Source organism: Hominimerdicola alba (assembly GCF_900112155.1).
Classification (GTDB): domain Bacteria; phylum Bacillota; class Clostridia; order Oscillospirales; family Ruminococcaceae; genus Hominimerdicola; species Hominimerdicola alba_D.
Genome location: NZ_FOKQ01000003.1, coordinates 26,154 through 49,254, shown reverse-complemented (window position 1 = coordinate 49,254; position 23,101 = coordinate 26,154). Strand labels below are relative to the sequence as shown.

Sequence of the window (23,101 nt, the reverse complement as noted above, 5' to 3'; positions counted from 1 at the left end):
TATGGAAAAACTGCTTAATCTTCTGAAGTCAAACGCAAGGCTGACTAATGCCGAACTCGCTGTAATGCTCGGCAAGACCGAGGCTGATGTCGCCGCGGAAATCGAAAAGCTGGAAAAAGACGGAATCATAACAGGCTATACCGCCATCGTCGATGAAGCTGTTTACGATCCCAATTCCGTTACTGCACTTATAGAGCTGAAAGTTACTCCCCAGTCTCAGTCGGGCTACGATGATATAGCAAAATCCATAGCCGCCTACGAACAGGTGGAATCTGTAAGACTGATGTCGGGGGCATATGATATACTGGTCTCTGTAACTGGCACAAATATCCGCGAGGTCTCCCGCTTTGTAGCTGAGAACCTTGCAGCCATAGATGCGGTGCAGTCTACCGCAACACATTTTCTGCTGAGAAGCTACAAAGTCAACGGCATATCCGTTACCGCTGATGAAAAAGATGAGAGAGGACTGATGTTCCCATGATAGATTACAGCAAGGTACTTTCGCCTGCCATCGTGAACATGAAGCCCTCAGGCATACGAAAGTTTTTCGATATCGCTCAGCAGCTGGAGGGCGTTATCTCCCTTGGTGTTGGTGAACCCGATTTCAAGACCCCTTGGGTGGTAAGGCGTGAAGCGATTAATGTTCTGGAAAAGGGCAGGACTTCATATACAGCAAATGCAGGTCTTGCCGATCTCCGAAAGGAAGCTTCCCGATATTTCAGCGACCGCATAGGTGTGGATTACGATCCCAATGATGAGATCATAATTACCGTCGGCGGCTCTGAGGGCATCGATCTTTGTATCAGGTCGATTGTAACAGCAGGTGACGAGGTGCTGATCGTTCAGCCTTCTTTCGTCTGTTACTGCCCCATAGTTTCCCTTAGTGGGGGAGTCCCCATTCCTATTGAGACCAAGGCTGAAAATGAATTCCGCCTTACCGCCGAGGAACTTCGCAGTAAGATAACTGACAGGACAAAGCTGCTTGTTCTGCCTTATCCCAACAATCCCACAGGTGCGATCATGCGCAAGGAAGATCTTGAAGAGATTGCAGATGTTCTGCGAGGTACAAATATTCTGGTACTGTCCGATGAAATATACTCCGAACTTACATACAGCGGCAAGCACGTTTCATTTGCATCACTGCCTGATATGAGAGAACGTACTATCGTTATAAACGGATTTTCCAAAGCTTATGCAATGACAGGATGGAGACTTGGTATTGCAGCCGCACCCAGGGAACTTACTTCCCAGATGCTGAAACTTCACCAGTATGCAATAATGTCCTCACCAACAGTGAGCCAGTTTGCGGCTATAACAGCACTCAGAGAATGTGACGAAGATATAGTGAAAATGCGCGATGAATACGATATGCGCAGGCGCTATCTGGTTGACGCATTCAACAAGCTGGGTCTTGACTGCTTTACACCCCAGGGCGCGTTCTACGTTTTCCCCTGCATTAAAAGCACAGGGCTTTCAAGCAGTGATTTCTGTGAAAAATTGGTTTACAGCAAAAAAGTCGCAGTTGTACCCGGCAACGCTTTCGGCGAATGCGGCGAAGGTTTCGTGCGTGTTTCATACGCATACTCCCTCAGCCACCTGAGAGAAGCTATCAAGCGCATCGGAGAGTTTTTAGAGGAGCTAAAAAATGGCACTTTATGATAATATAAAAGTTAAGGCATACGGCAAGGTCAATCTACTGCTGGACATAATAGGCAGACGTGATGACGGCTATCATATGCTAAACACCGTTATGCAGAGCGTCAGCGTTTATGATACCCTTGAATTGTCCATAGACAGCACTGCCCCCGAAGGCATGGAGATAGTCTGTGATAAGGAGGGCTTCCCCCTTGACAGCTCAAATCTGATATGGAAAGCAGCTGATATTTTCAAGGAGCAGACAGGCATAACTTACGGCGGAAAGTTGATTGTAAAGGTCGAGAAAAATCTGCCTTCGCAGGCAGGCATGGGCGGCGGAAGTGCAGATTGTGCCGCTATGCTGAAAGCCATGAACACATTTTTCTGCACACTGAAAGATGAAGATGAGCTCTGCGAGATGGGCACAAAACTCGGTGCTGATGTACCTTTCTGTATCAGGGGCGGAACAAGGCTGTGTCAGGGAATCGGCGAGATAACAAACAAACTGCCGTCACCCGACTGCGCTTTTGTTATCGTCAAGCCTGATGTGAGCATATCTACGCCCGAAGCTTACAAGCGCTACGACCTGATGAAGTCTCCGCCGAGAAGTAATCTCGATTACTTCCTGAAAGGACTTGCTTCGGGAAATGTTTTTTCCACAAGCATATACTTATTCAATGTGTTTGAAGCTGTTATGGATATGCCCGAGATAGCTCAGGCTAAGCAGGATCTGAAAGAAGCGGGTGCGCTGAATACTCTTATGACAGGAAGCGGTTCGGCTGTTTTCGGCATTTTTGAAAAGGAAAGTTTTGCAGAAGAAGCAGCTGCAAAGCTGGCAGGAAAGTACAGCTACTGTAAATCCTGTGTACCTGTAAAGAGCGGATACGAGCTTATGTGGGTAAACAGATAGACTAAGAAAGGTCGGCAAAAGTATGAATTACAAATGCAGATTCTGCGGATACAGATTTAAGGATAAGGACGAACAGATTTGTCCCGAATGCCTTACAGCCCGCGAAGAAGATATATCCTGCGGTATTTTCGGAGAAGACGAACACAGTCATGAACAATACGATGACAGCTATTTTCCTGATAACCGCTTTGTGAGAAGTGATACTTTCAAGGATGGCAAAGCTGATTTTCTGAGAGAGGAACGTCGTGAGGAAAACCGCGTAGAAGCAGCAAGATACGAGCGCAGGAACGGCGGCGATATCAATGTTGAGGCAACTCCCTCAAAGCAGTCATACAACAGAACGCAGTATAAAACGCCACAAAATGTATATAATCCCAATAATAGTAAAACAACTAAGAATTCCGGTGGCTGCGGCAAGGGCTGCGCAGTACCTCTTATCATACTGATAACCTTAGGTATGATATTAAAGAGCGATCCCGAACTGATAAACACCATTAAGGAAAAACTTGAAGGCGCTGTTTCCGATACGTCAGTATCTTCCACCGCTTCTGAAAAGAAAAAATACGAGATCGACAGGGAAAATTCTTTAGAGGGTGTAAAAACCGTTGACTGCGATATCGATGCATTTCTGACAGAGTATAATATCAGTGATATCATGTCAGACGATGAAACTCTAAATTCTTTCCAGAAAAAAAATCTATTCTATTTTGAAAATGATAATTGGGTTGAAAGTACCGAATTTGATCCACGCGAACTCTATGTGGTAGACTTTACTTTGGAATTTGAATATTCCGATCACAGATGCCTGGAAAGCGGCGATGTGGATATCAAAGACATATACCTTCAGGGCGTTAATTCAGACGGTAATGATATCAGCTACTACGAAGGATTCATGTCGGACAATTTAATTTACTGCATCGGCGACAGATCAAACATGAATCCGAAGCTGTTATGCGATAAAACTTGTGATGGCGCGTATATAACAGTCGATCTTGATTACAAAGGACAAGAAGTGGCTTACGGCTTTTACATTGACCTGAACGAAAAATGAGTGATATGAATATATTGAACAAATGTATGCTCTGCCCCCGTAAATGTGGGGCAGACAGACTTTCAGGCAAAAAAGGATTCTGTCGTGCGGGAGCTGATATAAAGATCGCACGTGCAGACCTGCATATGTGGGAAGAACCTCCCATAAGCGGAACTAACGGCTCGGGAACGGTATTTTTCTCGGGGTGCAATCTGCAGTGCTGTTTTTGTCAGAATCATGAGATCTCGGCTGGGGGAAAAGGCTTTGTTCTTACGGCTAAGGAACTGGCTGAGACATTTCTTATGCTTCAGGAAAAGGGAGCTCACAACATAAATCTTGTGACGGCTGCACCTTATGTTCCGCAGATAATCGAGGCACTGGACATTGCAGGGGACAAGCTCACCATACCGATCGTATACAACAGCGGCGGTTATGAAAGCCTTGAAACTCTTGAAATGTTGAGGGGCAGGGTAGATATATTCTTGCCCGACCTGAAATATTATTCGGACAAGCTTTCAGCTGAATATTCCGGTGCGGGAGATTATTTTGAACGCGCTTCAAGAGCTCTTATTAAAATGCATGAGCTTGTTGGTGCGCCTGAGTTTGATGAAAACGGCATAATGAAAAGGGGAGTCATTGTAAGGCATCTGGTACTTCCTGGCTGTCGCCATGATTCGGCTAAAATAATCGGATGGCTGGCGGATAATTTTGCTCCGCAGGAAATTCTTATAAGCCTTATGAGCCAGTATGTGCCGATGTACAAAGCTAAGGATATCAAGGCGCTTTCACGAAGAACTTCCACCTTTGAATACGAGTACGTTTGCAGGCTTGTTGAGGGCTGTGGATTTGACGGATTTTTCCAGCAGAGAAGTGCAGCCGAGGACAAGTACGTTCCAGAATTTTTCGACAGAAAATATTATTGATATCGGATAAGTAAGATGAAAGAATTTCGTTTGCAGCCTTTGAGGTTATGCGCAGGCTGGACAGTTGCGTATAACAATTTTTCGGAATACGACCCTGCCTGCGACGGAGAGGAGTATTCATATGAATTGTGTGAAGATCTTTTGCAGCTTGTGAACGGTGATCTGCTTATAGATCTAGGCTGGTATCCGCATGGAGATGTTAACGGATGCTACAAGATGTATCTTGTTGATATGAACAGGGAAGCTACCTTTGAAAGACCGCTGGAAGTCTTCTCATCAAAATCCAAAGGAGAAATACTTGACAAGCTGGAATATTGGACACAGCCAGGCTTTTATGCAAAATATAAAGTAAAATATCCAAAGTAGTTAATTACAACAAACTAAAATGTTAACCAACTTGTAATATCTGACTATTGACAATCATATAAAAATGCGTTATACTTACAGTAAGAACTATGAATTAGTTCTTATCACAAAACAAACACATAATGATCAATGTCAGATAAAGAAAAGAGGGAATGCCGATGTCCAAAGCAATGGGTTCAAGATATTCCGTTGAGACCTCGAAGGAGAGCAGAGAGTATTTTGAATATGTCAAGGATCTGCTTGACAATGAAGTAGTGAGTGAGATGAAGAAATTCAGACACCACTACAGCACTACCTGTTACCAGCATTGTCTTAATGTATCGTATTATAACTATATCGTCTGCAAAAAGCTTGGTCTGAACGCGAAAGCCGCTGCGAGAGCCGGTATGCTCCACGACCTGTTTCTGTATGACTGGCGAGATGAGCCAAGAAAAAAAGGTGAGCTGCCCCACGGCTTTACTCACCCAAGGATAGCCCTTGAAAATGCCAAGGAGCATTTTGAACTTGGCAAGGTAGAGGAAGACATGATAATCAAGCATATGTGGCCGCTGACGGTTAAACTGCCAAAATATGCAGAATCCTACGTTATCGTTATGATCGATAAATATGCTGCTATGCTGGAATTCGGTGTACACTGCAAGAATGTTCTTTCAAACACCGTAAGCAACATAAAGCACAAAAAGGCAGCCTGATACAGTAAATGCAACAAGGCTCCTGCGCTTATCCCGCAGGAGCCTTGTTTTATTATGTCAGTTTCCGAATACAAAGAAATGTGTAAGACCAAGCCATTCACGCACCCAGTAGGTCGGGACATATTTGGGCTGAGTGTTTGCGGAATAAGCAGTCACGTTTTTGGCACCTTCCTGTTTTGCTATAAGACTTGCGCGGTACTGGTGGAAGCCATCGGTGACTATTGTGATATCTCTACCGCAGCCAAGTTTATCGGTTATGGCAAATGAGAATTTTATATTTTCAAATGTGGTAGTAGACTTATCCTCCATTATAAGTCTGCTTTCATCTGCTCCTTTTTCTACAAGATATCTGTGCATACACTCAGCTTCGGATATCTTTTCATCACTGCCTTTTCCGCCTGAGACAACTACGAGGGCATCAGGGTGTTTCTGCATTGCTTCATAGGCAGCATCAAGTCTGTAGCGAAGCATACGCGAGGGTCTTTCGCCCTTCACCTTACAGCCGAGAACGATTATCAGTTTGGTGTCTTTCGGTTCATTTACCTGAGCTTTGTACATCTTGAAAGAGAGTATGCCGACATAGGTGAATCCTGCGATCAGGAACAGGCTTACAGCGATTATTAAGCCTTTTCCCCATCCGTGAGCCCACATTGCTTTCATCAGCTTGAAAAACTGGCGATGAGCCGCTGTGGCAGCGATCATAAGCGTAAAAAATCCAATACCTGCGACATTTCCAGCATTAAGTATCGGTAATGGTGCTACGAAGATCAGCAGACAAAATATCTCCGCTGCGAGGATAACATATTTTATTGTCATTGTTGTTTTCCTTTCTGTTTTTTTACTATTATAATACATTTACACTGAAATTGCAAGCTTAATGTGAAACTTAGTTTATATCAACGATTTTCGCATCGAAAAAGACACACCTGTCGTTGTGACAGATGTGTCTTGAAATATTATATGATCATTGCCATGAAAAGGGGTACTGCCATGAATACTAAACCGAAAACCAGCAAAAAAAGCATTTTCGAGGTACTTTTGCGATAGATAGTAAGAGGGTCGTTAGGATCTATCATTATCTCGCGCTGCTCACCCATACGGGGGACATCAATATTACTTGAACCACTTTCATGGTGCTCATAGTAATTACCATTAAAATAGTATCTCCATACCGGGCTGTAGGTCGTAGAAGAATGTCCGTCTGAGTCTCTGCTGTGGGAAACATGAAGATCATGACATACAGCCATAACGGGCTGAGTGCAGATCTTTTTCTTTGAAATCTCGCCGAACAGGGAAGTCCAGAATATCATGCTGCCCGCAATAAAAAAGATCATTCCAAAACTAATGGGGGAGTTATTATTTGCAAAATGCTTTATGGAAAGATATACAGCAATACCCAGTACTGCAGTTACAGACAGTGCGCTGATAAAGGGCTTGTAATTAGGTCTTGAAGTTCCTTTCAGCACTTTATTTGATATATACATCGGATCATCCGGTGTGCGGTACAGGGCATTGTCATAGCTGTTCATAAGGTCGTTGTTATTATAATCTGTCAGGTTGATAAATTCGCCATGTGTGTTATTAGTATCAGGGTATTTATTTTTTTGATCAAGCATAGTGGTTACCTCCTATTTCATCTTGGTAAATCAAATTATACTACAAATTTTCAGAAATGTCAATAGCATTTACTGTAAATTTACCTTTTCTTTTAAATTTATAATCCACTTTGGCTTTATACACAAAATAATATAATAAAAATATTATAATGATAAAGCATTAACACAGAAAACCGTTGCAGCATATCGGATAATTTGTTCGTTGATAGCTTTACTTTTTCCTCAAACTATGTTATAATAAAACTTACGCACAGGAGGTCTGTAACTATGGATTATTGTTTTGAAGCCGAAAGCTGGGGAGCATCTTTTAGTTTCCCGTGGGCTGCGGCAGGCGGATATATAAAGAGCTGTAACGAAGCTCAGATCAAAATTCTTCTCTGCATACTTGCAGGTCCGAGATATACCGATTCTGCCATGCTTTCAGCGATGTCAGGCTTTTCGGAGGCTGATGTTGATTCATCTGTTGCCTACTGGCAGGAGCTGGGAGTTATAAAGGTAAACGGCGAGAAAACGACTGCTGTTAAACCGGAACCACCACATACTTTCTCCGGAAAGAATGAGCCTGTCTCGCTGGTTGAGTCTGTAAAGCCCACAAAGGCAGCAGCGGTTGAGCGGAAGATAACAGTAAAATACTCTCAGCGAGAGATGCAGCAGAAGGCTGAAAATGATGCTGCGCTGAAAAGCCTTATAAATGAGATACAGTCGCTCCAGTTTTCAATAAACGGAAGTGAGCTTGCCAAGCTGATAGAACTTTACGAGCTTTATCGTTTTGATGCTCCATCCATACTTCTTGCTGCCGACCATTGCCGCGCAGCAGGGAAGTGCAGTATAGCATATTTGTATACCGTTATGATAAACTGGCACAACGAGGGTATAAATTCATATGCAGAAGTAGAGCAGGCGATAATCACAGCTTCGGAACGAATATCTTACGAGAATAAAATACTCAGAATATTTGGCATGGAGAATCGTCCATCAAAGAAACAACAGCAGTATATGACGGAATGGCGGCGGCTTGGTTTCAACAATGATCTTATCGAGCTCGCCTATAATAAATGTCTTGATGCCAAAAGCAAGCTCAGTTTCAGCTACATAGACGGCATTCTGAAAAACTGGGCTAAGGTCGGTGTCAGCAGTGTTGAAGAGGCTGAGCAGTCTGATGAGCAGTACAAAAAGAGATATTCTGCAGTAAGCGAGGACAAGCCATCTTACGACCTCAACGAGTATGAGAATTTTGCAAGGAATTATGATTTCGGTGACGCTCCCTGGAACGTCAGAAAGGAAGAAGATCAATGAGATATACCGAGAAAGCTTTTGACCGCGCCGAGTTTGAACTCAGACAACGGCAGGACAAAGCCAACGAGGAGCATCAGCGCAGACTAGACGAGATAGCCCAGAAGGCTCCTGAGATATACCGTATGCACAGCGAAGCCATAAGGCTGAACTACGCACTTCTCGGCAACATCGGCAAAGGAAAGAGCAGCGCTGATATATCAAAGAAGATCGCCGAGATCAAGGAGAAAAACATAAGCCTGCGACACACCATGCACGAAATGCTCAAAGCCTGCGGATATCCCGAGGATTACCTGCAGATGCACTATCAGTGCGAGATATGCAGCGATTCAGGTTATCATGACGGCGTTCGATGCGAGTGCATGAAAAGTCTTCTTAAAAAATACACGACCGAGGAGATCAATGCTAACTGTTCCATAGAGCTTCACGATTTTGCGGATTTCAGGGCGGAATATTACAGCGATATGCCCGTTAACGGCGAGATTCCCCGTGTGAAGATGCAGACGATCTTTGAAAACTGCAAGAATTACGCTACGCGTTTTGAGCCCCACACAAGCTCACTGATATTCTTTGGTAAGACAGGTCTGGGCAAAACGTTCCTATCATCATGTATCGCAAAAGAGCTTATCTCACAGGGCTGGAACGTAGTTTACGGTTCCATGCTGAAACTTATGCGACAGGTGGAGGACGAACGATTTCACAGAGCTGAGGGCGACACCATGAGCGTCATGCTTGAAGCCGACCTACTCATTCTTGACGACCTTGGTTCTGAATTCCAGACCCAATTCACTGATTCGGTGCTTTATGAACTCATCAATGAGCGCATAAACGAACGTCGACCTACCTTGATATCGACGAATCTTACCGTCAACGAAGTCGGAAAAAAGTACAATGACAGAATAGTTTCACGAATAACAGGATGTTTCAGACCATTCTTCTTTGCGGGAAGTGATGTAAGGCTGGTCAAGCTGAGAAACGGTATTATATGAGGTTACTATCGTGAGAAAGATAAGATTATTGTTCGACCAGCTTCTGATACTTTGTCTATGTAATTCCGTTATTTTGTGGACAGTGGTGCAGCTTTCCACGGCGGTAAAAATACTTGCCATAGTAGTACTGGTACTGTTTTACCTTGTCTATCTGATATCTGCGGGCGGTCGTGCTGATAAGGACAAAAAGCTTTGCCGCATTGCAAAAGGTTCGTTTCTTATTGACGGCGCTGTAATCTCTCTTGTTTTGCATACGGCTGTGGTGCTTGCGTTTATTATCATAGGCGGATTTGACCCGTGGCGAATGTTCGCTAACGCTTTGACAGGATATGCCATTATCGCCCTAGGTGCTCTGTTCGGAATAATCAGACTTCTGATATCTTCAAGACAGGTCAAGGTAATCAAGTATATCGCACTGGTATTCACATGGTATATTCCCGTGGTAAATATCATCGTGCTTAGAATGATCTCCAAATCTGCTAAGAAAGAATTCCGCTTTGAACAGGCTAAGCAGGAACTTGACGATATGCGCAAAGAGAATGAAGTCTGCAAAACGAAATACCCGATACTTATGGTTCATGGCATCTTTTTCCGCGACTGGCAAATGTTCAATTACTGGGGCAGAGTTCCCAAGGAGCTTGTGCGAAACGGTGCTGAGATCTACTACGGCGGTCAGCAGTCAGCGAACCTGATATCCGTCAGCGCAGGCGAACTTCGAAACAAGATCGAGAAAATTATAAAAGAGACAGGCGCAGAAAAACTGAACATCATCGCCCATTCAAAGGGCGGGCTTGATTCGAGATATGCCATATCAAAGCTAGGTATGGACAAATATGTTGCCAGTCTGGTAACGATAAATACTCCCCACTATGGCTGCAATTTCGTTGACGATATACTGGCTAAAGTTCCTGATGGTCTGCTGAAATTTGTGGCAAGCAGGTACAACAAGCTCTTCACCGTTCTAGGTGATACCGCCCCTGATTTTGAAAAGGGTCTGCGGGAACTCACTCATTCAAACTGTGCAAAGCTTGACGAGGAGATACCAGATAGTCCCAACGTATACTACCGCTCAGTAATGTCGGTGATGAAAAATGTATTCTCGGCAGGATTTCCGCTGAATCTCGGTTACATGATGAACCGCAAAGACGGCACGGGCAACGACGGTCTAGTAGTTAAGGAATCCGCACTGCGCGGCGAGAACACACTTATGATAAACCATAACGGCAACAGAGGTCTTTCACACGGAGATATGATAGACCTCTTCCGTGAAAATATAGACGGATTTGATGTCCGCGAATTTTACGTGGATATAGTCAAAGACCTGAAAGAAAGAGGATTGTGATATGAACCCAATGGCAGTAGTCAAGCTGAAACCCATGCTTGAAAAATTCAGAGAGAACCACCCAAAGATACCCCAGTTTATGCAGACAGCTGCAAGCGGCATGGAGGAGGGCGGAGCTCTCGACCTTAAAGTTACAAACGCAGCTGGACAGAAGATAGAAGCGAGCATCAAACTCAATGCTGATGATATCGAGCTTCTGAATGCTCTTCGTGAACTGCTTTCCCAGGCAGGAGGACAGTTCTGACATGATAACAAAAATCCCCGAGGACAGCTATCCTCGGGGATTTCTTTTATTTAAGTTCGATCACGGTAACACCATCTTCGCCCTCGCCGTAAACTCCAGGACGATAGGATTTCACCGACGGATGTCTGCGCAGATGATTTCTCACCGCGTTTTTAAGAACGCCGGTACCGATGCCGTGTATTACAGTCACCATGCTGATTCCCGACATTACGCAGTTATCGATAAAGCTGTCCATCTCGTGGATGCCCTCATCGCTTGCGTAACCTCTGATATCCAGCTCAGTAGAAAAGCGCCTTGTCATACGGCTCTCAACACCCTTGGTGGAAACTCCGCGCTGTTTTTTCTTCTGCTGCGGGGTCTTGTTGGGCTGTTGTTTTTCAACCAGCCTGAGCTTTTTCACATCGATCTTGGTCTTCATGATACCCGCCTGAACAAAGCACATACCTTTGTCATCCGGGGGAGTTACAACGATACCGTTGCGCTTTGTATCGGTAATAAGCACCGTATCACCCTTTTTGAGGGGTCTTGGCAGAACATAATCATCATCGGGCTGTTCAGAAACAGGATTGGCTTCAAGATAAAGCTTGTTCATCGTTGAGCGCTGCTTCTGCCTTGCATCGATAGCTTTCTGTGTGAATCCGTTCTTTTCCTTCTCCTTGCGAAGCTTATCTAGTTCGTCCACAAGAGCTTGAGATTCACGCTGAACACGATTTACTATATCGCTTGCCTGACGTCTTGCCTTTTCAAGCTCAAATTCCTTTTCTTCAAGGAACTTCTGCTTCTGCTGATCAAGCTCATTTCGCAGGCTTTCAGCCTCTTGGCGGTATTTTTCTGCAAGAAGATTATTTTCTTCAAGGCTAATCCTTGCTTTTTCGAGATCGTCTATTATATGCTCGAAACGCCTGTTATCCTCGGATATCAGTGACTTCGCATAGCTGATTATATCATCATCGATGCCAAGATTCTTCGATATCGCAAATGCATTGGACTTACCCGGTGAACCGATCACCAGCTTGTAGGTTGGGCGCATGGTCTCAACATCGAACTCGCAGGAAGCATTTTCAACTCCGTCGGTATCGAGAGCATACATCTTTATCTCCTGATAATGGGTGGTGGTAACAACAGTTGCGCCCACCTGACGCAATCTTTCGATTATGGAAACTGCCAGCGCTGCGCCCTCAACAGGGTCAGTACCCGAGCCAAGCTCATCTATCAGTACAAGGCTCACATGGTCAGCTTTGTCGATTATATCCTTGACCTTGCCCATGTGAGAAGAGAAAGTCGAAAGGCTCTGCTCTATGGACTGTCTGTCACCGATATCTGCAAGGATATTCTTGTAGATCGAAATTCTGCACCCATCGGACGCCGGTATCATCAGACCGCACATGGTCATCAGTGTCAGCAGACCGACAGTTTTCAGGGTAACAGTCTTACCGCCTGTGTTAGGACCTGTGATAACAAGCACATTATAATCTGTGCCCGATCTAAAGTTTATCGGTACAACTTTGTTCTCATCGATAAGGGGATGTCTTGCCTTGTTCAGCACGATTATTCCGTCATCCGATATCTCGGGATCAACGGCTTTCATCTTTGCACCGAGGTTAGCCTTAGCAAAATAGAGATCAAGCTTTACTGCCGCATCATAGTTTGATTCTATCTGTGGCTGCATCATGGCACATTCTTTGGAGAACTCTGTTAGTATGCGGTGTATCTCGTCCTGTTCCTTGCCCTGAAGTATCCTGACTTCGTTGTTGGCTTCAACTACTGAGATAGGCTCAACGAAAAGTGTAGAACCGGTTGCCGAAGTGCCGTGTACAAGACCACCCACGTTACCTTTGAACTCGGTCTTAACAGGTACAACAAATCTGCCGTCACGCATGGTAACGATGGATTCCTGAAGATACTTCTGTGTAGAAGGTGATTTTATCATCTTGTCCAGAGTTTCACGTATTTTCAGACCAGCCTTTGCTATCTTGTTTCTGATAGACCTGAGCTCGGGGCTGGCATCGTCGGAAAGATTCTCGCTGTCAAGTATGGCTGTTTCCAATCTCTGCCAAAGTGACTTGTTAGGGAAAAGCTGTTCAAACAGATAGGACAGGGGAGTGTTCTTATCATCGTTCTGATCGAACCATTTGCAAAGCTCGTTTGTCTGTCCAAGAACTTTTTTTATCTCCAGCAGTTCGCCGAGAGAAAGTGTACCGCCTGCGTTTGCTCTGTTCAGGCTTGCGGATACGTTGTTTATGCTGTAAAAAGCAGGTGTACCGTTTTTGATGGACATATTCAGCGCACTAGCCGTTTTAGCCATCTCGGTACGCACCGTGTACAGGTCATCCGATGGCCTTACAGCCAGCGCCGCCTGTCTGCTGTCCTTGCTTGAACAAAGCTCTGAAAGCATTTCAAGAACCTTATCAAGTTCAAGGATCTCATGGTTTATATTTTCTAGTCCCATTTATGTAATTTACCTCATTTCAACATCTTGTAAAATTCCAGCGCACCGAATTTTTTCCTGAAATGATATCCAACGTATCTCTCGGTGAATTCGGTGAGCTTTTTCAGATATCTGTCGCTTATATTAAAGTAAAAAAGTTTTTCATACTCCGTCAGCGCGATATAACGCACGATATAAAGAAGCTGTTTGTCAAGTATCATAGTATGTACGCTTTCGGGATTAGGGCAGCAGCTTTCACATTCAAGTCTGTCTTCCAGAAAGTTGAAGTGCATCTTATCGTCTTCGTATTTAAAGCAGAACGCACAGCCCACAAGTTTCGGACGCATACCTATCTCGCAAAGCAGCCTGAATTCAAACACGCATTTTAGCAGGTCGGGCTGCATTTTGCCCTCGTCCAGAAAATAGAGACTATTCAGTGCGAGCCGCATGACTTCCTTACATTCCTGACCCTCAGTACCCGAATATATAAGCAGCTCTGAAAAATACGACGCAAGGGCAACTTTAGCTGCGTCGAGTCTTATATTATAAAACAGCTTGACAGGCTCGCTGCTGTTCAAATAGCGGCTGACCTGTCCGTTGGCATTTTTCTTTTCTTCAAAGCAAAGCTCAGAATAGCTGAATGACTGAGTGGCAGAAACAGTCTTACTGCTTTTTCTTCCGCCCCTGACGTAAATATATATAACTCCAAGTTCGGCAGTCAGCACACATATCGATTTGCTGGATTCTCCGCTGTCAGTTTCTTTCAGGATAAGTCCTTTCAGGGTCGTCATTCACATCAGTCCTTTCAGCTCTCGCATAGGCGAGATAATCCTTGATACTGCCGCTTTTCAGAAATTTCTCCCAAAGCTCCAAACCGCTCACCATCCTTTAAAGATAGCTTGCTCTCTAATGAACGAGATATGAGCGGAATATTTTTCCAATCAGGAAAGTCCGAAATTCTTAATCAATCCCTCTCGGTTACGCCAACCTTCCTTGACCTTTACCCAGCACTGCAGATTGACCTTTATCTGGAAGAAATCCTCCAGATCGGCTCTTGCGTCCTGACCTATCTTCCTCAGCATTGAACCACCCTTGCCGATGATTATTCCTTTGTGGGATTCTCTTTCGCAGAAGATCGTGGCGGTGATATCAAGTATGGCTTCGCCGCTCCTGTCCTCGCGTTCACCCAACTGTTCGATAGTTACAGCTACGCCGTGAGGAACTTCATCGTTAAGATTCCTCAAAGCCTTCTCACGGATTATCTCCGCCATGATGACTTTCTCGGGCTGATCGGTGAATTTATCATCAGGGAAGAAATGGGGACCATCTGCCGCATTTTTCTCCAGTATATCCATGATGATATCCAGCCCATCGTTCTGAACAACGCTGATAGGAACGACTTCCGTAAAATCATAAAGCTCCGAATACTCAGCCAGCTTTGCAATAACCTCTTCCTTGTTATCAAGAAGATCTATCTTGTTAAGCGCCAGTATTACCTTGCTTTTTCCGCCCTTGAAGCTCGTAATCAGGCTTTTCTCGTTGTCTGAGATCTTCTTGGTGCAGTCGCACATAAGGATTATCATGTCAACACCTGTTATGGTCTCGTTGACTGTGTTCACCATATGTTCGCTGAGCTTGTTTTTCGCCTTGTGCATACCGGGAGTATCCATGAAAACGAACTGAGTTTCGCCCTTAGTCAGAACTCCTGTTATCTTTGTTCTGGTGGTCTGCGGTTTGTCGCTGACAGCCGCTATCTTTTCGCCGACAAGAGCGTTCAGCAGGGAAGATTTGCCTGCGTTTGCTCTGCCTGCTATGGTAACAAAAATATTCTTTGTCATTTTATTTTTCCTTTACTTTCTTGATCATTATATCCCAGCACAGAAAATCACCGTTATCTGTCATAACGGTCTTGTACTCAATTTCTGTGTATCCTCTTTTGATATATATCTTTTTAGCCGCAAGTGATGCGTCAAGTATTATATCGGAATAACTTCTGCTTATCACATTTTCTGCAAAATCAAGAAGTGCTTTGCCGTATCCTTTTCCCTGAAATTCAGGAAGCACGAAAAGTCTTCCGATGTCATTTTCTTTTATAGTCACAGTACCGACCTTATTGCCGTAATCGTCAATGCAGAGAAATGTTCTGCGCTCTCTGATATCCTCGGCAATATTTTCTTCACTGTGGTATTTTAGAAAGAAATCCACAGCGCCTGACGGATAGTACCTCGGATAAACCGCCTTAATCGTACTGTGGGTGATATCCTTAATGGTACTAAGGTCAGTACATGATGCTTCGATAATCTTCATCAATGTCCCTCTCTATTATTTAGCAGTTCTTTCGCCCGCATAAGTACAGGCAATTCTCTGGCAGCTATCAGTCTGCCGATTTTGGATTTTCTGCTGTTTTGGTATTCTTCCACAGCATCATCGAACCTTAACTTCAAAGTCGAAAGATGAAAATCAGTGATCTCCTGTTCGGTAAGATCATTGGCACCGAAGCTTTTCGCTTTGCAGAGAAAATAGTTGTTTAAGTTATGCCTGTGGATAAGATTATAGTAGTCACTGACCACACCGATCTTGCATACGATATCGACTTCTGCACCCAGTTCCTCACGGAGTTCCCTTATTATAGCTGTCTCAGGAGTTTCGTTTTCCTCAACACCGCCACCGGACGTTTCTATAAACACTGCCTTGCCGAAATCGTCGTCACGTTCAGCTCTGACAAAATAGAAATAACCATCATCATCAAAAACTATGGCTCTTGCGATGAGCCTGTCGTGATCCGTGTACTCGAATTCCCACTCGGTATCCCGCAGTTCTATCGTCAATTCTTTGTTATCAGTCATCATTCTTCTCCCTGAAACAGAGAAAGACCCACCAGAACCACAGTGCGAAGTATAGCACGGCAGCTATGATAAGTTCTGGATATTCAGCAAAACATCCTAAAATGTACAGTATCCTTCTGCCGAAAACAACACCCGCAACGCAAGCTGCCGCTATGCAGAATATCAGCACTGCACCTGCCGCACAGTCTTTGGCTGCTTTTGCCATTTCAGAAGGTTTGTTTTTCGCAGCAAGGTTAACTGCGTTTTCTATGGCAGTATTGACACATTCAAGTGCAATGACACCACCGACAGTCAGCAGCAAAGCAAGCTCCTCTGCTATGCTGACACTACATAGTATCGCAACAATAGCTACAGCTCCGGCAGCTCCAATATGAAAACGCATATTTCTCTGTGTCTTTATACAGCGGATTATACCGCTTGCCGCGTATCTGAAGCTCTTTAAGAACTTCAAAAGTTCATTCTTTATGTTCATGTTCCTCTACAAATGTCTCATCTCTGGAAATTCCCAGCTGTGCAAGAATAGCTTCTTCCTTTTCACGCATTATGCGCTCCTGCAGACTGCTTTCTTCATGGTCATAGCCCAGCAGATGCAGCATGGAATGAACAGTCAGGAAGCCTACTTCACGTTCAAGGGAATGACCGTATACCTGAGCCTGTCTTGTCGCAGTTTCAAGGCTGATTACAATATCGCCCAGAAGACAGGCACCTGTTTCGTAATTTACGTCGTACTCGCCGTCCTCACCAAGAGGGAAGCTCAGTACATCAGTAGGTCTGTCGATATTCCTGTGTTCCTTGTTGAGCTCATGTATCTGCTTGTCATTTATGAAAGATACAGATACCTCGGCATCTTTTCCGAAGCCTTCATATTCAAGAACCGCATGACAGCAGCGTCTCACAAGCATCCTTATGCCAACGGGTATCTTAACCTCTGTCTGATTATTGGTGATCATTACCTTGACTTTGTCCATTGTTTTTCCCATTCCTTTTTGAGTATTTTTCGTATGCCAGTATGATATCCTGTACCAGCTTATGTCTGACTACATCCTTATCGGAGAATCTGTTAATTTTTATATCATCAACGTCCCTTAGAACGTGCATCGCCTGTATAAGTCCCGACTTACGGTTATCGGGCAGGTCGATCTGAGTTATATCGCCTGTTATTACTATCTTTGAGTTGAATCCCAGCCTGGTCAGGAACATCTTCATCTGTTCGTTGGTGGTGTTCTGTGCCTCGTCCAGGATTATAAATGCGTTATCAAGTGTTCTTCCTCGCATATAAGCCAGAGGAGCAACTTCTATACACCCGCGCTCCTGCTGTCTTGCAAAGGATTCGGGTCCCAGCATCTCAAAGAGGGCATCATACAGCGGTCTTAAATAAGGATCGACCTTGTTCTGCAGGTCTCCCGGCAGAAATCCCAGCTTTTCACCCGCTTCCACCGCAGGTCTGGTCAGGATTATCTTTTCCACCTCATGGGCTTTAAAAGCCTTGACCGCCATAGCCACCGCAAGATAAGTCTTGCCCGTGCCCGCAGGTCCGATGCCGAGAACTATGGTATTCTTGCGGATAAAATCAACATACCGCTTCTGTCCCAGAGTTTTGGGCTTTATTACCTTGCCTGTTATCGTCACGCAAATGCCGTCATCACTGAGATTATTCAGCTCATACTGTCTGCCCTCGCGAACCAGAGCAAAAACATAACGTATACTTTGTTCGGTGAGCTTTTCACCGCTGTTTATCATAGTAATCAATCCGTTGATCGCTTCACAGGCGTTAAATACACCCTGTTCATCACCCGTGACTTTGATATCCTCACCGCGTCCAAGTACGGCAACACCGTATTCGCGCTGTATCAGATTCACATTCTCATCGTAGCTGCCGAACAAGCTAAGCATAGTTTCCATGCTGTCAACGGCTATCAGTTTTTCTGCCATTAGGATACACTCCGCTCAATTTTACATTCTGGAATCCATTATACCACATTCTTTAATGGAATGCAACAAAAAAAATCAAATTTTTAATTAAATGCAACAAAAAATATCAATAATTTTCACTATCTTGCACATTTTCTTTTTGAACTGTTTCCAAATCGGGTACAATGTATTTCGGTATGAAGAAATCACTCTCTTTACAGAGGTCTCCATAGAGTTCGTAATTTACTGTAAGCCTTACACCGTCATCAGTAAATTCGGGTTTTGCAGACCTTCCGCGTATCTCATACGGTGTAAGAAAGTTCTGCTCGTATCTGTAAGCAGCTTGTTCAGCACGGGAGAGTGCTTCGTTCTTGTCAAGCACCTGACTTCTTATGTCGAACTCACGCAGATCGATCTCAGTAAAACCAAAGGGCAGAATGAAATCACCTATCTCCGGAAAGTGCTTTTCCTCTTTTGCAGTTTCATAATAGCCATCGGATATTTTGGTATGCAGTGGTATGCGAGCGCTGAATATCTCAAAATAAGACAGCTTTTTCTTTTCACCTGTCAGTACCTTTTCTTCGGTATCAAATGGCTGCTCAAACACCATCGTCCTTATGAAAGTTCCCCGAATCTTGCCGATGCTCCTAACATACCGTGTTTTCGAAGTTATGACCTCGCCGTCTTTCGTCCATTCGGAATTTTCGGTAACTATCTTTCCGCTCACAACTATCTCACCTTTTGTTACACCACTGCCAAGGCATTTCATAAGCTGACCGTCAATAAGTTCTATATCATCGATAACTCCGTCCTCGCAAGCCACAAGATGGCATGGCATACCAACAGTGATGCCTTTTTCAGCTTCGACCGCTTCAAGTATATCCACAGCTATTCCCGAGCCTGTACGGCTGATACCGGCCCATGCGACTTCATCGATCTGTCTTTTCAGCGAACGTTCCTCAATGACCAGATCGATATCGGGTATATACGCCCCCGCTTTTACACCGTCAGCGTTCAGCACATCGATTATCTTTCCGTAGATGATCGGATCATCGGTATCCACTTTGATAGTCAGGATAACATTGGAATAATAAACCATCAGCAGCACAGATAACACTGCACCCGCAATAAGTCCTGGACGTTTTATAATACTTCGGTACAGCTTCAGCATACCATGATATGCCGTTCTTTTAGGCTCATAGCCCTCTTTTCTGCAAAGCCTTTCAAAGCTAAAACTGTGCTCAAAAGAAACATTCAATGTCAGATGATCCTCGTTCTCACGAAGCCCTGAATATATGAGTTTTTCTTTCGTGAAAGCTGCGAGCAGTTTTGCAAAATCCCCGCCCTCTATTTTGTAATCAATACTTCCCAGAGTCATTTCCATCCCTCCTGTTTCTACGTGAAACAAGTTTAACCTGTTCAATCGTCCCACGAACTTCCACACTGTTTTCAGCGTATGAACTCAGCATTAGCCCACTGCCCCAGAGTTCTATCTCAAAACTGCCAGTTAGAAGCCTTACGCAAACCTCAGTACATTCGTATATCTGCCGACAATTTTCCACCAGTGCAGAAGTATTATCGTTTATCCGTATGTATGACTGCAAATACATAAGCTCCCGCGTTTTACCCAAAAAGCTTATCCCGGGTATTCTTGCCATTATGATCACTCCCTCCGTCACAAATATTATATTACGCTTGTCTGCGGCATATACTTGTCTTGGAGGTAACACCTATGAAATGTAAAAACATATCCAAGCTGAAAGACCTGTTATTATGTATATTCCTGACCTTGATATCCGCGGGAATGTCGCTGTATCCAGCCGAAGTTTCATCAGCAGTGAAAGATTCTACCATGCGGTGCCTTAATATTCTGATACCGTCACTATTCGCATTCATGGCAGCGGCTTCGATGCTGGTAAACAGCGGGTGCATACGAACCCTTGCCAAACCATTCAAGTGGATACCAGTCGTACTTTTTCGTATGCCGGAAAGTATATTCGTAGTATTTCTTATAAGTACTTTCGCGGGATACCCCGTAGGGATAAAGACACTTTCCGAAATGCTTGACAGGGGAGAGATAGATACCTCCACAGCCGAAAAAGCAGCCTGCTTCTGCTACTGCGGAGGTCCTGCCTTTTACAGTGGTGCAATCGGACTGACTGTCTTCGGCAGTGCAAAAGTTGGAACACTGATATTTTTATCGGTGTTGCTATCGAATCTTGTTATTGCATTTATTACGTGCAGGTTTTCTGAACTCGCAGTAAAAAAAACAATTCACATACATAAAAAGGATAGTTTTCTGGTCGGCGGGATTACTTCGGCAGGGAAGTCCATGGGTGTCATCTGCATGACCGTGATATTCTTTTCGGCAGTAATGGCAGTACTGAAAGCCAGTGGCATATTTGGCATTATACGGCATTTTTTCGGATTTTCATATAACGAATCAGCTTTGCTCTCTGCCTTTTTTGAGATAACCTCACTCTCCGAACTTCAAGGCTCACCTTACAGAATTCTGCCGATCATATGTGCAGCCTGTTCTTTCGGGGGAATATGTATCATCATGCAGTTATTTGCTCTGAAATCAGATAAATTATCACTGTTCAGATTCATTAAACTTAGACCTTTTGCCGCACTCCTATCAGCACTGTTCTGTAAAATATTACAGCCGCATCTTATAAACGAAGCTGTAACTGCTGTTTCATGTAGTTACAACTTCGTCAAAGTTAACAATTTAAGTGCATCGTTATGTCTAATATTAATGATTTTTCTACTGAATTATAAAAAAGGTCTGGTATTTTCGGATTGAGTGTGCTATAATGTAAATAATTCAGAACTTGAAAAATATATCTTTTTTTGCAAAGGAGTTGCATATATAATGGCAAAGAAAAGTTTTTTCGGTAATAAGATAACACCGTCATGTTCATACTGTAAGTTCGGCAACAAATCTAAAGAGGGCAACAAAGTACTGTGTGAAAAACAGGGTCTCGTTGATGCCGATTATGCCTGTAAAAAATGGGATTACGATCCCATAAAGCGTGTTCCTAAGAAGCAGCTGAACATTCCTAACCAGGAAGACGATATAATCTGATATCAAAGGCGGGTAGATATCCCGCCTTTTTGTATTATGTGCATTTTTTTGCCAATACTTCTACCGAGATGATTATTTCGGGGTGAAGAGATGGAAAAACTGCTGAAGCTTTTTACAGTCGGTATATTCGGTGGGATATGTTACGGCTGTATCGAAATGCTGGAAAGGGGATACTCTCATATCTCCATGGGATTGCTTGGTGCTCTTGCGATGATAGTGATACATGAACTTAACGGAGAACGACGTTCGGGTCGCATGACATATCTAGGAGTTCTTTTCATATCAATGCTTTTTATAACATCGGGTGAGCTTCTGGCAGGGGAGATACTTAACCGCCGCATGGGTATGAAAATATGGAATTATCATAATATGCCTTATAATTTTGACGGGCAGATATGTCTGCGCTATTCCGCAATATGGTTTATGCTGTCTTTTTTCGGCATGGTATCAGATAACTTTATCAGGCGGTTCATATTTTGTGAACCAGCCTAAGCGGTTACAACAATAAAATAATGTTCTATCACACCTCTATTGGACATATTATGTAGCAAAAGGGGTGTGAACAATGTTTAGAACCGATAAGGAAAGAGCTGTGCAATTCGGCGAATTCATGGTCAGCCGAAAAACAACTGTCCGAGCCACCGCATCTGAATTCGGAGTCTCAAAATCAACGGTACACAAAGATCTCACCGAACAGCTGCCGAAGCTGTCGGCCTCTCTTTACAGCGAGGTGCGGAAAATACTTGAGGAAAACAAAGAGCAGCGTCATATCCGCGGCGGTCTTGCGACTAAACACAAATATGAAAATGCTCATAAATAAACACCAGCTGACAGGTATATACATACTATACGCCGTTCTTCCGCATTGCGGTGGGGCGGCGCATTGCTGTTGACAAACTGTCAGATCTCAGCTATAATATAATAATGGATAACGGTCATTTTTGTGAGGTGTACATATGACTATCGTATACGGATTTATGATATTGGCCCTGCTGTTTGCATCGGGCAGTATGTTTGGCTGGACGCTTGAAGTATTTTACCGACGTTTCAAGCCTGCAAACAAGGAACGAGTCTGGATAAACCCGGGTTTTCTTAACGGACCTTGTCTGCCGCTTTACGGCTTCGGACTAACAGCACTTTACCTTATGGCAATGCTGGAAAAGTTCATACCGATAGATGATGACAGCATACGAAAAGGCGTGCTTTTCACCGTCATGGCTGTGGCAATGACAGTCATCGAGCTTATCGCTGGAGAACTTTTTATTATAAGGCGGCATCTTAAGCTTTGGGATTATTCTGAGCTGAGATTCAACTACAAGGGCATAATCTGTCTCAGATTTTCCTTATACTGGGCTTTGCTTGGGGCAGGTTATTATTTTTTCATTCACCCGCGGATTTTATCGGGTCTTGAATGGTTCTCACATAATCTGCTTTTCTCTTTCGTGATTGGATTTTTCTACGGGATACTTACGATAGACCTTGTAATTTCATTTAGCCTTACCGCGAAGATCAAAGCCTTTGCATCAGAAAACAAAATGGTCATTCGCTACGACGAACTGAAAAAACATATCCGCGCCGAAGCCAGAAGGCAGCGAAGAAGATACCGTTTCATCTTCGCCATGCATACTGAACGCGATTTTATCGAGGAACTTCGGAGCTATATGGAAAAGCAGCTTGAGCAGGCTAAAAACGGGAAACTAAACGATATGTTATCGTTTATCAAAAAAGAACTTTAAATTTCATATTTTTATAAAACTTCCAATAGCACGACAAAATCGCGGGCATTTG

29 protein-coding genes are annotated in these 23,101 nt (G+C 43.9%); 16 read left to right on the top strand and 13 right to left on the bottom strand.

The window, feature by feature from the left end; genetic code table 11:
- The first annotated feature begins 1 nt into the window (after position 1).
- From BM265_RS02370 to BM265_RS02340, 7 genes are all read left to right on the top strand, one after another.
- Complete coding sequence (locus tag BM265_RS02370) at positions 2-481, top strand: Lrp/AsnC family transcriptional regulator (protein ID WP_074959870.1); 480 nt, start codon at positions 2-4, stop codon at positions 479-481.
- Positions 478-1,659, top strand: a complete 1,182-nt coding sequence (locus BM265_RS02365; RefSeq protein ID WP_177219523.1) for an aminotransferase class I/II-fold pyridoxal phosphate-dependent enzyme — start codon at positions 478-480, stop codon at positions 1,657-1,659. The genes BM265_RS02370 and BM265_RS02365 overlap by 4 nt, the downstream gene beginning before the upstream one ends.
- Positions 1,646-2,545 carry a 4-(cytidine 5'-diphospho)-2-C-methyl-D-erythritol kinase gene (gene ispE / locus BM265_RS02360; RefSeq protein WP_074959869.1) on the top strand — a complete coding sequence of 300 codons (900 nt, stop codon included), beginning with the start codon at positions 1,646-1,648 and terminating at the stop codon, positions 2,543-2,545. The genes BM265_RS02365 and ispE overlap by 14 nt, the downstream gene beginning before the upstream one ends.
- A gap of 22 nt (positions 2,546-2,567) precedes the next feature.
- The gene (locus tag BM265_RS02355; RefSeq protein WP_074959868.1) at positions 2,568-3,596 is read left to right on the top strand and encodes an FmdB family zinc ribbon protein; all 1,029 of its coding nucleotides are present in this window, start codon (positions 2,568-2,570) and stop codon (positions 3,594-3,596) included.
- The gene (locus tag BM265_RS02350) at positions 3,593-4,498 is read left to right on the top strand and encodes a radical SAM protein (RefSeq protein ID WP_074959867.1); all 906 of its coding nucleotides are present in this window, start codon (positions 3,593-3,595) and stop codon (positions 4,496-4,498) included. The genes BM265_RS02355 and BM265_RS02350 overlap by 4 nt, the downstream gene beginning before the upstream one ends.
- A gap of 15 nt (positions 4,499-4,513) precedes the next feature.
- Complete coding sequence (locus tag BM265_RS02345; RefSeq protein ID WP_074959866.1) at positions 4,514-4,864, top strand: hypothetical protein; 351 nt, start codon at positions 4,514-4,516, stop codon at positions 4,862-4,864.
- Positions 4,865-5,022: 158 nt separating this feature from the next.
- Positions 5,023-5,556 (top strand): HD domain-containing protein, encoded by a 534-nt coding sequence (locus BM265_RS02340; protein WP_074959865.1) that lies wholly within the window; start codon positions 5,023-5,025, stop codon positions 5,554-5,556.
- A 57-nt stretch (positions 5,557-5,613) separates the two neighbouring features.
- Here BM265_RS02340 and BM265_RS02335 read toward each other — a convergent pair whose 3' ends face one another.
- Entirely contained in the window at positions 5,614-6,372 is a 759-nt protein-coding gene (locus tag BM265_RS02335) for a YdcF family protein (protein ID WP_074959864.1), read from the bottom strand.
- 140 nt (positions 6,373-6,512) lie between these two features.
- On the bottom strand, positions 6,513-7,172 hold the full coding sequence (locus BM265_RS02330) for a DUF3592 domain-containing protein (RefSeq protein ID WP_074959863.1): 660 nt from the start codon (positions 7,170-7,172) through the stop codon (positions 6,513-6,515).
- 267 nt (positions 7,173-7,439) lie between these two features.
- Here BM265_RS02330 and BM265_RS02325 point away from each other — a divergent pair, with 267 nt between their 5' ends.
- Genes BM265_RS02325 through BM265_RS02310 form a run of 4 tightly spaced genes read left to right on the top strand, consistent with a single transcriptional unit; the run spans position 7,440 to position 11,040 of the window.
- Entirely contained in the window at positions 7,440-8,468 is a 1,029-nt protein-coding gene (locus BM265_RS02325) for a DnaD domain protein (protein WP_074959862.1), read from the top strand.
- Positions 8,465-9,454 (top strand): ATP-binding protein, encoded by a 990-nt coding sequence (locus tag BM265_RS02320; RefSeq protein ID WP_074959861.1) that lies wholly within the window; start codon positions 8,465-8,467, stop codon positions 9,452-9,454. The genes BM265_RS02325 and BM265_RS02320 overlap by 4 nt, the downstream gene beginning before the upstream one ends.
- A gap of 10 nt (positions 9,455-9,464) precedes the next feature.
- Positions 9,465-10,796 (top strand): esterase/lipase family protein, encoded by a 1,332-nt coding sequence (locus BM265_RS02315; protein ID WP_074959860.1) that lies wholly within the window; start codon positions 9,465-9,467, stop codon positions 10,794-10,796.
- A 1-nt stretch (position 10,797) separates the two neighbouring features.
- Positions 10,798-11,040, top strand: a complete 243-nt coding sequence (locus BM265_RS02310; RefSeq protein WP_074959859.1) for a hypothetical protein — start codon at positions 10,798-10,800, stop codon at positions 11,038-11,040.
- A gap of 46 nt (positions 11,041-11,086) precedes the next feature.
- On the opposite strand, the gene BM265_RS02305 is transcribed toward BM265_RS02310, so the two are convergent.
- The 11 genes from BM265_RS02305 to BM265_RS20520 form a co-directional block, all read right to left on the bottom strand.
- On the bottom strand, positions 11,087-13,489 hold the full coding sequence (locus BM265_RS02305) for an endonuclease MutS2 (protein ID WP_074959858.1): 2,403 nt from the start codon (positions 13,487-13,489) through the stop codon (positions 11,087-11,089).
- 14 nt (positions 13,490-13,503) lie between these two features.
- Complete coding sequence (recO, locus tag BM265_RS02300; protein ID WP_074959857.1) at positions 13,504-14,259, bottom strand: DNA repair protein RecO; 756 nt, start codon at positions 14,257-14,259, stop codon at positions 13,504-13,506.
- A gap of 150 nt (positions 14,260-14,409) precedes the next feature.
- Positions 14,410-15,306, bottom strand: coding sequence for a GTPase Era (gene era / locus BM265_RS02295; protein WP_074959856.1), 897 nt, complete (start codon positions 15,304-15,306; stop codon positions 14,410-14,412).
- 1 nt (position 15,307) lies between these two features.
- On the bottom strand, positions 15,308-15,775 hold the full coding sequence (locus tag BM265_RS02290) for a GNAT family N-acetyltransferase (RefSeq protein WP_074959855.1): 468 nt from the start codon (positions 15,773-15,775) through the stop codon (positions 15,308-15,310).
- Positions 15,775-16,314, bottom strand: coding sequence for an NUDIX domain-containing protein (locus BM265_RS02285; protein WP_074959854.1), 540 nt, complete (start codon positions 16,312-16,314; stop codon positions 15,775-15,777). The genes BM265_RS02290 and BM265_RS02285 overlap by 1 nt, the downstream gene beginning before the upstream one ends.
- On the bottom strand, positions 16,307-16,786 hold the full coding sequence (locus BM265_RS02280) for a diacylglycerol kinase family protein (protein ID WP_074959853.1): 480 nt from the start codon (positions 16,784-16,786) through the stop codon (positions 16,307-16,309). Before BM265_RS02280 ends, BM265_RS02285 begins: the two co-directional genes overlap by 8 nt.
- Entirely contained in the window at positions 16,770-17,282 is a 513-nt protein-coding gene (gene ybeY, locus BM265_RS02275) for an rRNA maturation RNase YbeY (protein WP_074959852.1), read from the bottom strand. The genes BM265_RS02280 and ybeY overlap by 17 nt, the downstream gene beginning before the upstream one ends.
- Entirely contained in the window at positions 17,251-18,246 is a 996-nt protein-coding gene (locus BM265_RS02270) for a PhoH family protein (protein WP_074959851.1), read from the bottom strand. Before BM265_RS02270 ends, ybeY begins: the two co-directional genes overlap by 32 nt.
- A 106-nt stretch (positions 18,247-18,352) precedes the next feature.
- Complete coding sequence (locus BM265_RS02265) at positions 18,353-19,603, bottom strand: sporulation protein YqfD (RefSeq protein ID WP_074959850.1); 1,251 nt, start codon at positions 19,601-19,603, stop codon at positions 18,353-18,355.
- Positions 19,584-19,883: a YabP/YqfC family sporulation protein gene (locus tag BM265_RS02260; RefSeq protein ID WP_074959849.1), complete on the bottom strand. Its 300-nt coding sequence runs from the start codon at positions 19,881-19,883 to the stop codon at positions 19,584-19,586. The genes BM265_RS02265 and BM265_RS02260 overlap by 20 nt, the downstream gene beginning before the upstream one ends.
- A 31-nt stretch (positions 19,884-19,914) precedes the next feature.
- Positions 19,915-20,172: a hypothetical protein gene (locus BM265_RS20520; protein ID WP_242940751.1), complete on the bottom strand. Its 258-nt coding sequence runs from the start codon at positions 20,170-20,172 to the stop codon at positions 19,915-19,917.
- A gap of 34 nt (positions 20,173-20,206) precedes the next feature.
- Between BM265_RS20520 and BM265_RS02255 the strand changes: the two genes are divergently transcribed.
- The 5 genes from BM265_RS02255 to BM265_RS02235 all read left to right on the top strand — a co-directional run bounded on the left by BM265_RS02255 (position 20,207) and on the right by BM265_RS02235 (position 23,049).
- The gene (locus tag BM265_RS02255; RefSeq protein WP_242940750.1) at positions 20,207-21,031 is read left to right on the top strand and encodes a nucleoside recognition protein; all 825 of its coding nucleotides are present in this window, start codon (positions 20,207-20,209) and stop codon (positions 21,029-21,031) included.
- Positions 21,032-21,100: 69 nt separating this feature from the next.
- Positions 21,101-21,313 carry a hypothetical protein gene (locus BM265_RS02250; RefSeq protein ID WP_074828099.1) on the top strand — a complete coding sequence of 71 codons (213 nt, stop codon included), beginning with the start codon at positions 21,101-21,103 and terminating at the stop codon, positions 21,311-21,313.
- Positions 21,314-21,403: 90 nt separating this feature from the next.
- Positions 21,404-21,805, top strand: coding sequence for a putative ABC transporter permease (locus tag BM265_RS02245; protein WP_074959847.1), 402 nt, complete (start codon positions 21,404-21,406; stop codon positions 21,803-21,805).
- A 73-nt stretch (positions 21,806-21,878) separates the two neighbouring features.
- A complete protein-coding gene (locus tag BM265_RS02240) occupies positions 21,879-22,133 on the top strand; it encodes a sporulation transcriptional regulator SpoIIID (protein WP_074959846.1) in 255 nt (84 codons plus the stop codon).
- Between the two features lie 136 nt (positions 22,134-22,269).
- Positions 22,270-23,049 (top strand): putative ABC transporter permease, encoded by a 780-nt coding sequence (locus tag BM265_RS02235; protein ID WP_074959845.1) that lies wholly within the window; start codon positions 22,270-22,272, stop codon positions 23,047-23,049.
- The last annotated feature ends 52 nt before the right edge of the window (positions 23,050-23,101 follow it).

Coding starts and splice junctions, on each gene's coding strand:
- BM265_RS02370 (WP_074959870.1), top strand. CDS start 2: ATGGAAAAACTGCTTAATCTTCTGAAGTCAAACGCAAGGCTGACTAAT.
- BM265_RS02365 (WP_177219523.1), top strand. CDS start 478: ATGATAGATTACAGCAAGGTACTTTCGCCTGCCATCGTGAACATGAAG.
- ispE (WP_074959869.1), top strand. CDS start 1,646: ATGGCACTTTATGATAATATAAAAGTTAAGGCATACGGCAAGGTCAAT.
- BM265_RS02355 (WP_074959868.1), top strand. CDS start 2,568: ATGAATTACAAATGCAGATTCTGCGGATACAGATTTAAGGATAAGGAC.
- BM265_RS02350 (WP_074959867.1), top strand. CDS start 3,593: ATGAGTGATATGAATATATTGAACAAATGTATGCTCTGCCCCCGTAAA.
- BM265_RS02345 (WP_074959866.1), top strand. CDS start 4,514: ATGAAAGAATTTCGTTTGCAGCCTTTGAGGTTATGCGCAGGCTGGACA.
- BM265_RS02340 (WP_074959865.1), top strand. CDS start 5,023: ATGTCCAAAGCAATGGGTTCAAGATATTCCGTTGAGACCTCGAAGGAG.
- BM265_RS02335 (WP_074959864.1), bottom strand. CDS start 6,372: ATGACAATAAAATATGTTATCCTCGCAGCGGAGATATTTTGTCTGCTG.
- BM265_RS02330 (WP_074959863.1), bottom strand. CDS start 7,172: ATGCTTGATCAAAAAAATAAATACCCTGATACTAATAACACACATGGC.
- BM265_RS02325 (WP_074959862.1), top strand. CDS start 7,440: ATGGATTATTGTTTTGAAGCCGAAAGCTGGGGAGCATCTTTTAGTTTC.
- BM265_RS02320 (WP_074959861.1), top strand. CDS start 8,465: ATGAGATATACCGAGAAAGCTTTTGACCGCGCCGAGTTTGAACTCAGA.
- BM265_RS02310 (WP_074959859.1), top strand. CDS start 10,798: ATGAACCCAATGGCAGTAGTCAAGCTGAAACCCATGCTTGAAAAATTC.
- BM265_RS02305 (WP_074959858.1), bottom strand. CDS start 13,489: ATGGGACTAGAAAATATAAACCATGAGATCCTTGAACTTGATAAGGTT.
- recO (WP_074959857.1), bottom strand. CDS start 14,259: ATGACGACCCTGAAAGGACTTATCCTGAAAGAAACTGACAGCGGAGAA.
- era (WP_074959856.1), bottom strand. CDS start 15,306: ATGACAAAGAATATTTTTGTTACCATAGCAGGCAGAGCAAACGCAGGC.
- BM265_RS02290 (WP_074959855.1), bottom strand. CDS start 15,775: ATGAAGATTATCGAAGCATCATGTACTGACCTTAGTACCATTAAGGAT.
- BM265_RS02285 (WP_074959854.1), bottom strand. CDS start 16,314: ATGACTGATAACAAAGAATTGACGATAGAACTGCGGGATACCGAGTGG.
- BM265_RS02280 (WP_074959853.1), bottom strand. CDS start 16,786: ATGAACATAAAGAATGAACTTTTGAAGTTCTTAAAGAGCTTCAGATAC.
- ybeY (WP_074959852.1), bottom strand. CDS start 17,282: ATGGACAAAGTCAAGGTAATGATCACCAATAATCAGACAGAGGTTAAG.
- BM265_RS02270 (WP_074959851.1), bottom strand. CDS start 18,246: ATGGCAGAAAAACTGATAGCCGTTGACAGCATGGAAACTATGCTTAGC.
- BM265_RS02265 (WP_074959850.1), bottom strand. CDS start 19,603: ATGACTCTGGGAAGTATTGATTACAAAATAGAGGGCGGGGATTTTGCA.
- BM265_RS02260 (WP_074959849.1), bottom strand. CDS start 19,883: ATGGCAAGAATACCCGGGATAAGCTTTTTGGGTAAAACGCGGGAGCTT.
- BM265_RS02255 (WP_242940750.1), top strand. CDS start 20,207: ATGCCGGAAAGTATATTCGTAGTATTTCTTATAAGTACTTTCGCGGGA.
- BM265_RS02250 (WP_074828099.1), top strand. CDS start 21,101: ATGGCAAAGAAAAGTTTTTTCGGTAATAAGATAACACCGTCATGTTCA.
- BM265_RS02245 (WP_074959847.1), top strand. CDS start 21,404: ATGGAAAAACTGCTGAAGCTTTTTACAGTCGGTATATTCGGTGGGATA.
- BM265_RS02240 (WP_074959846.1), top strand. CDS start 21,879: ATGTTTAGAACCGATAAGGAAAGAGCTGTGCAATTCGGCGAATTCATG.
- BM265_RS02235 (WP_074959845.1), top strand. CDS start 22,270: ATGACTATCGTATACGGATTTATGATATTGGCCCTGCTGTTTGCATCG.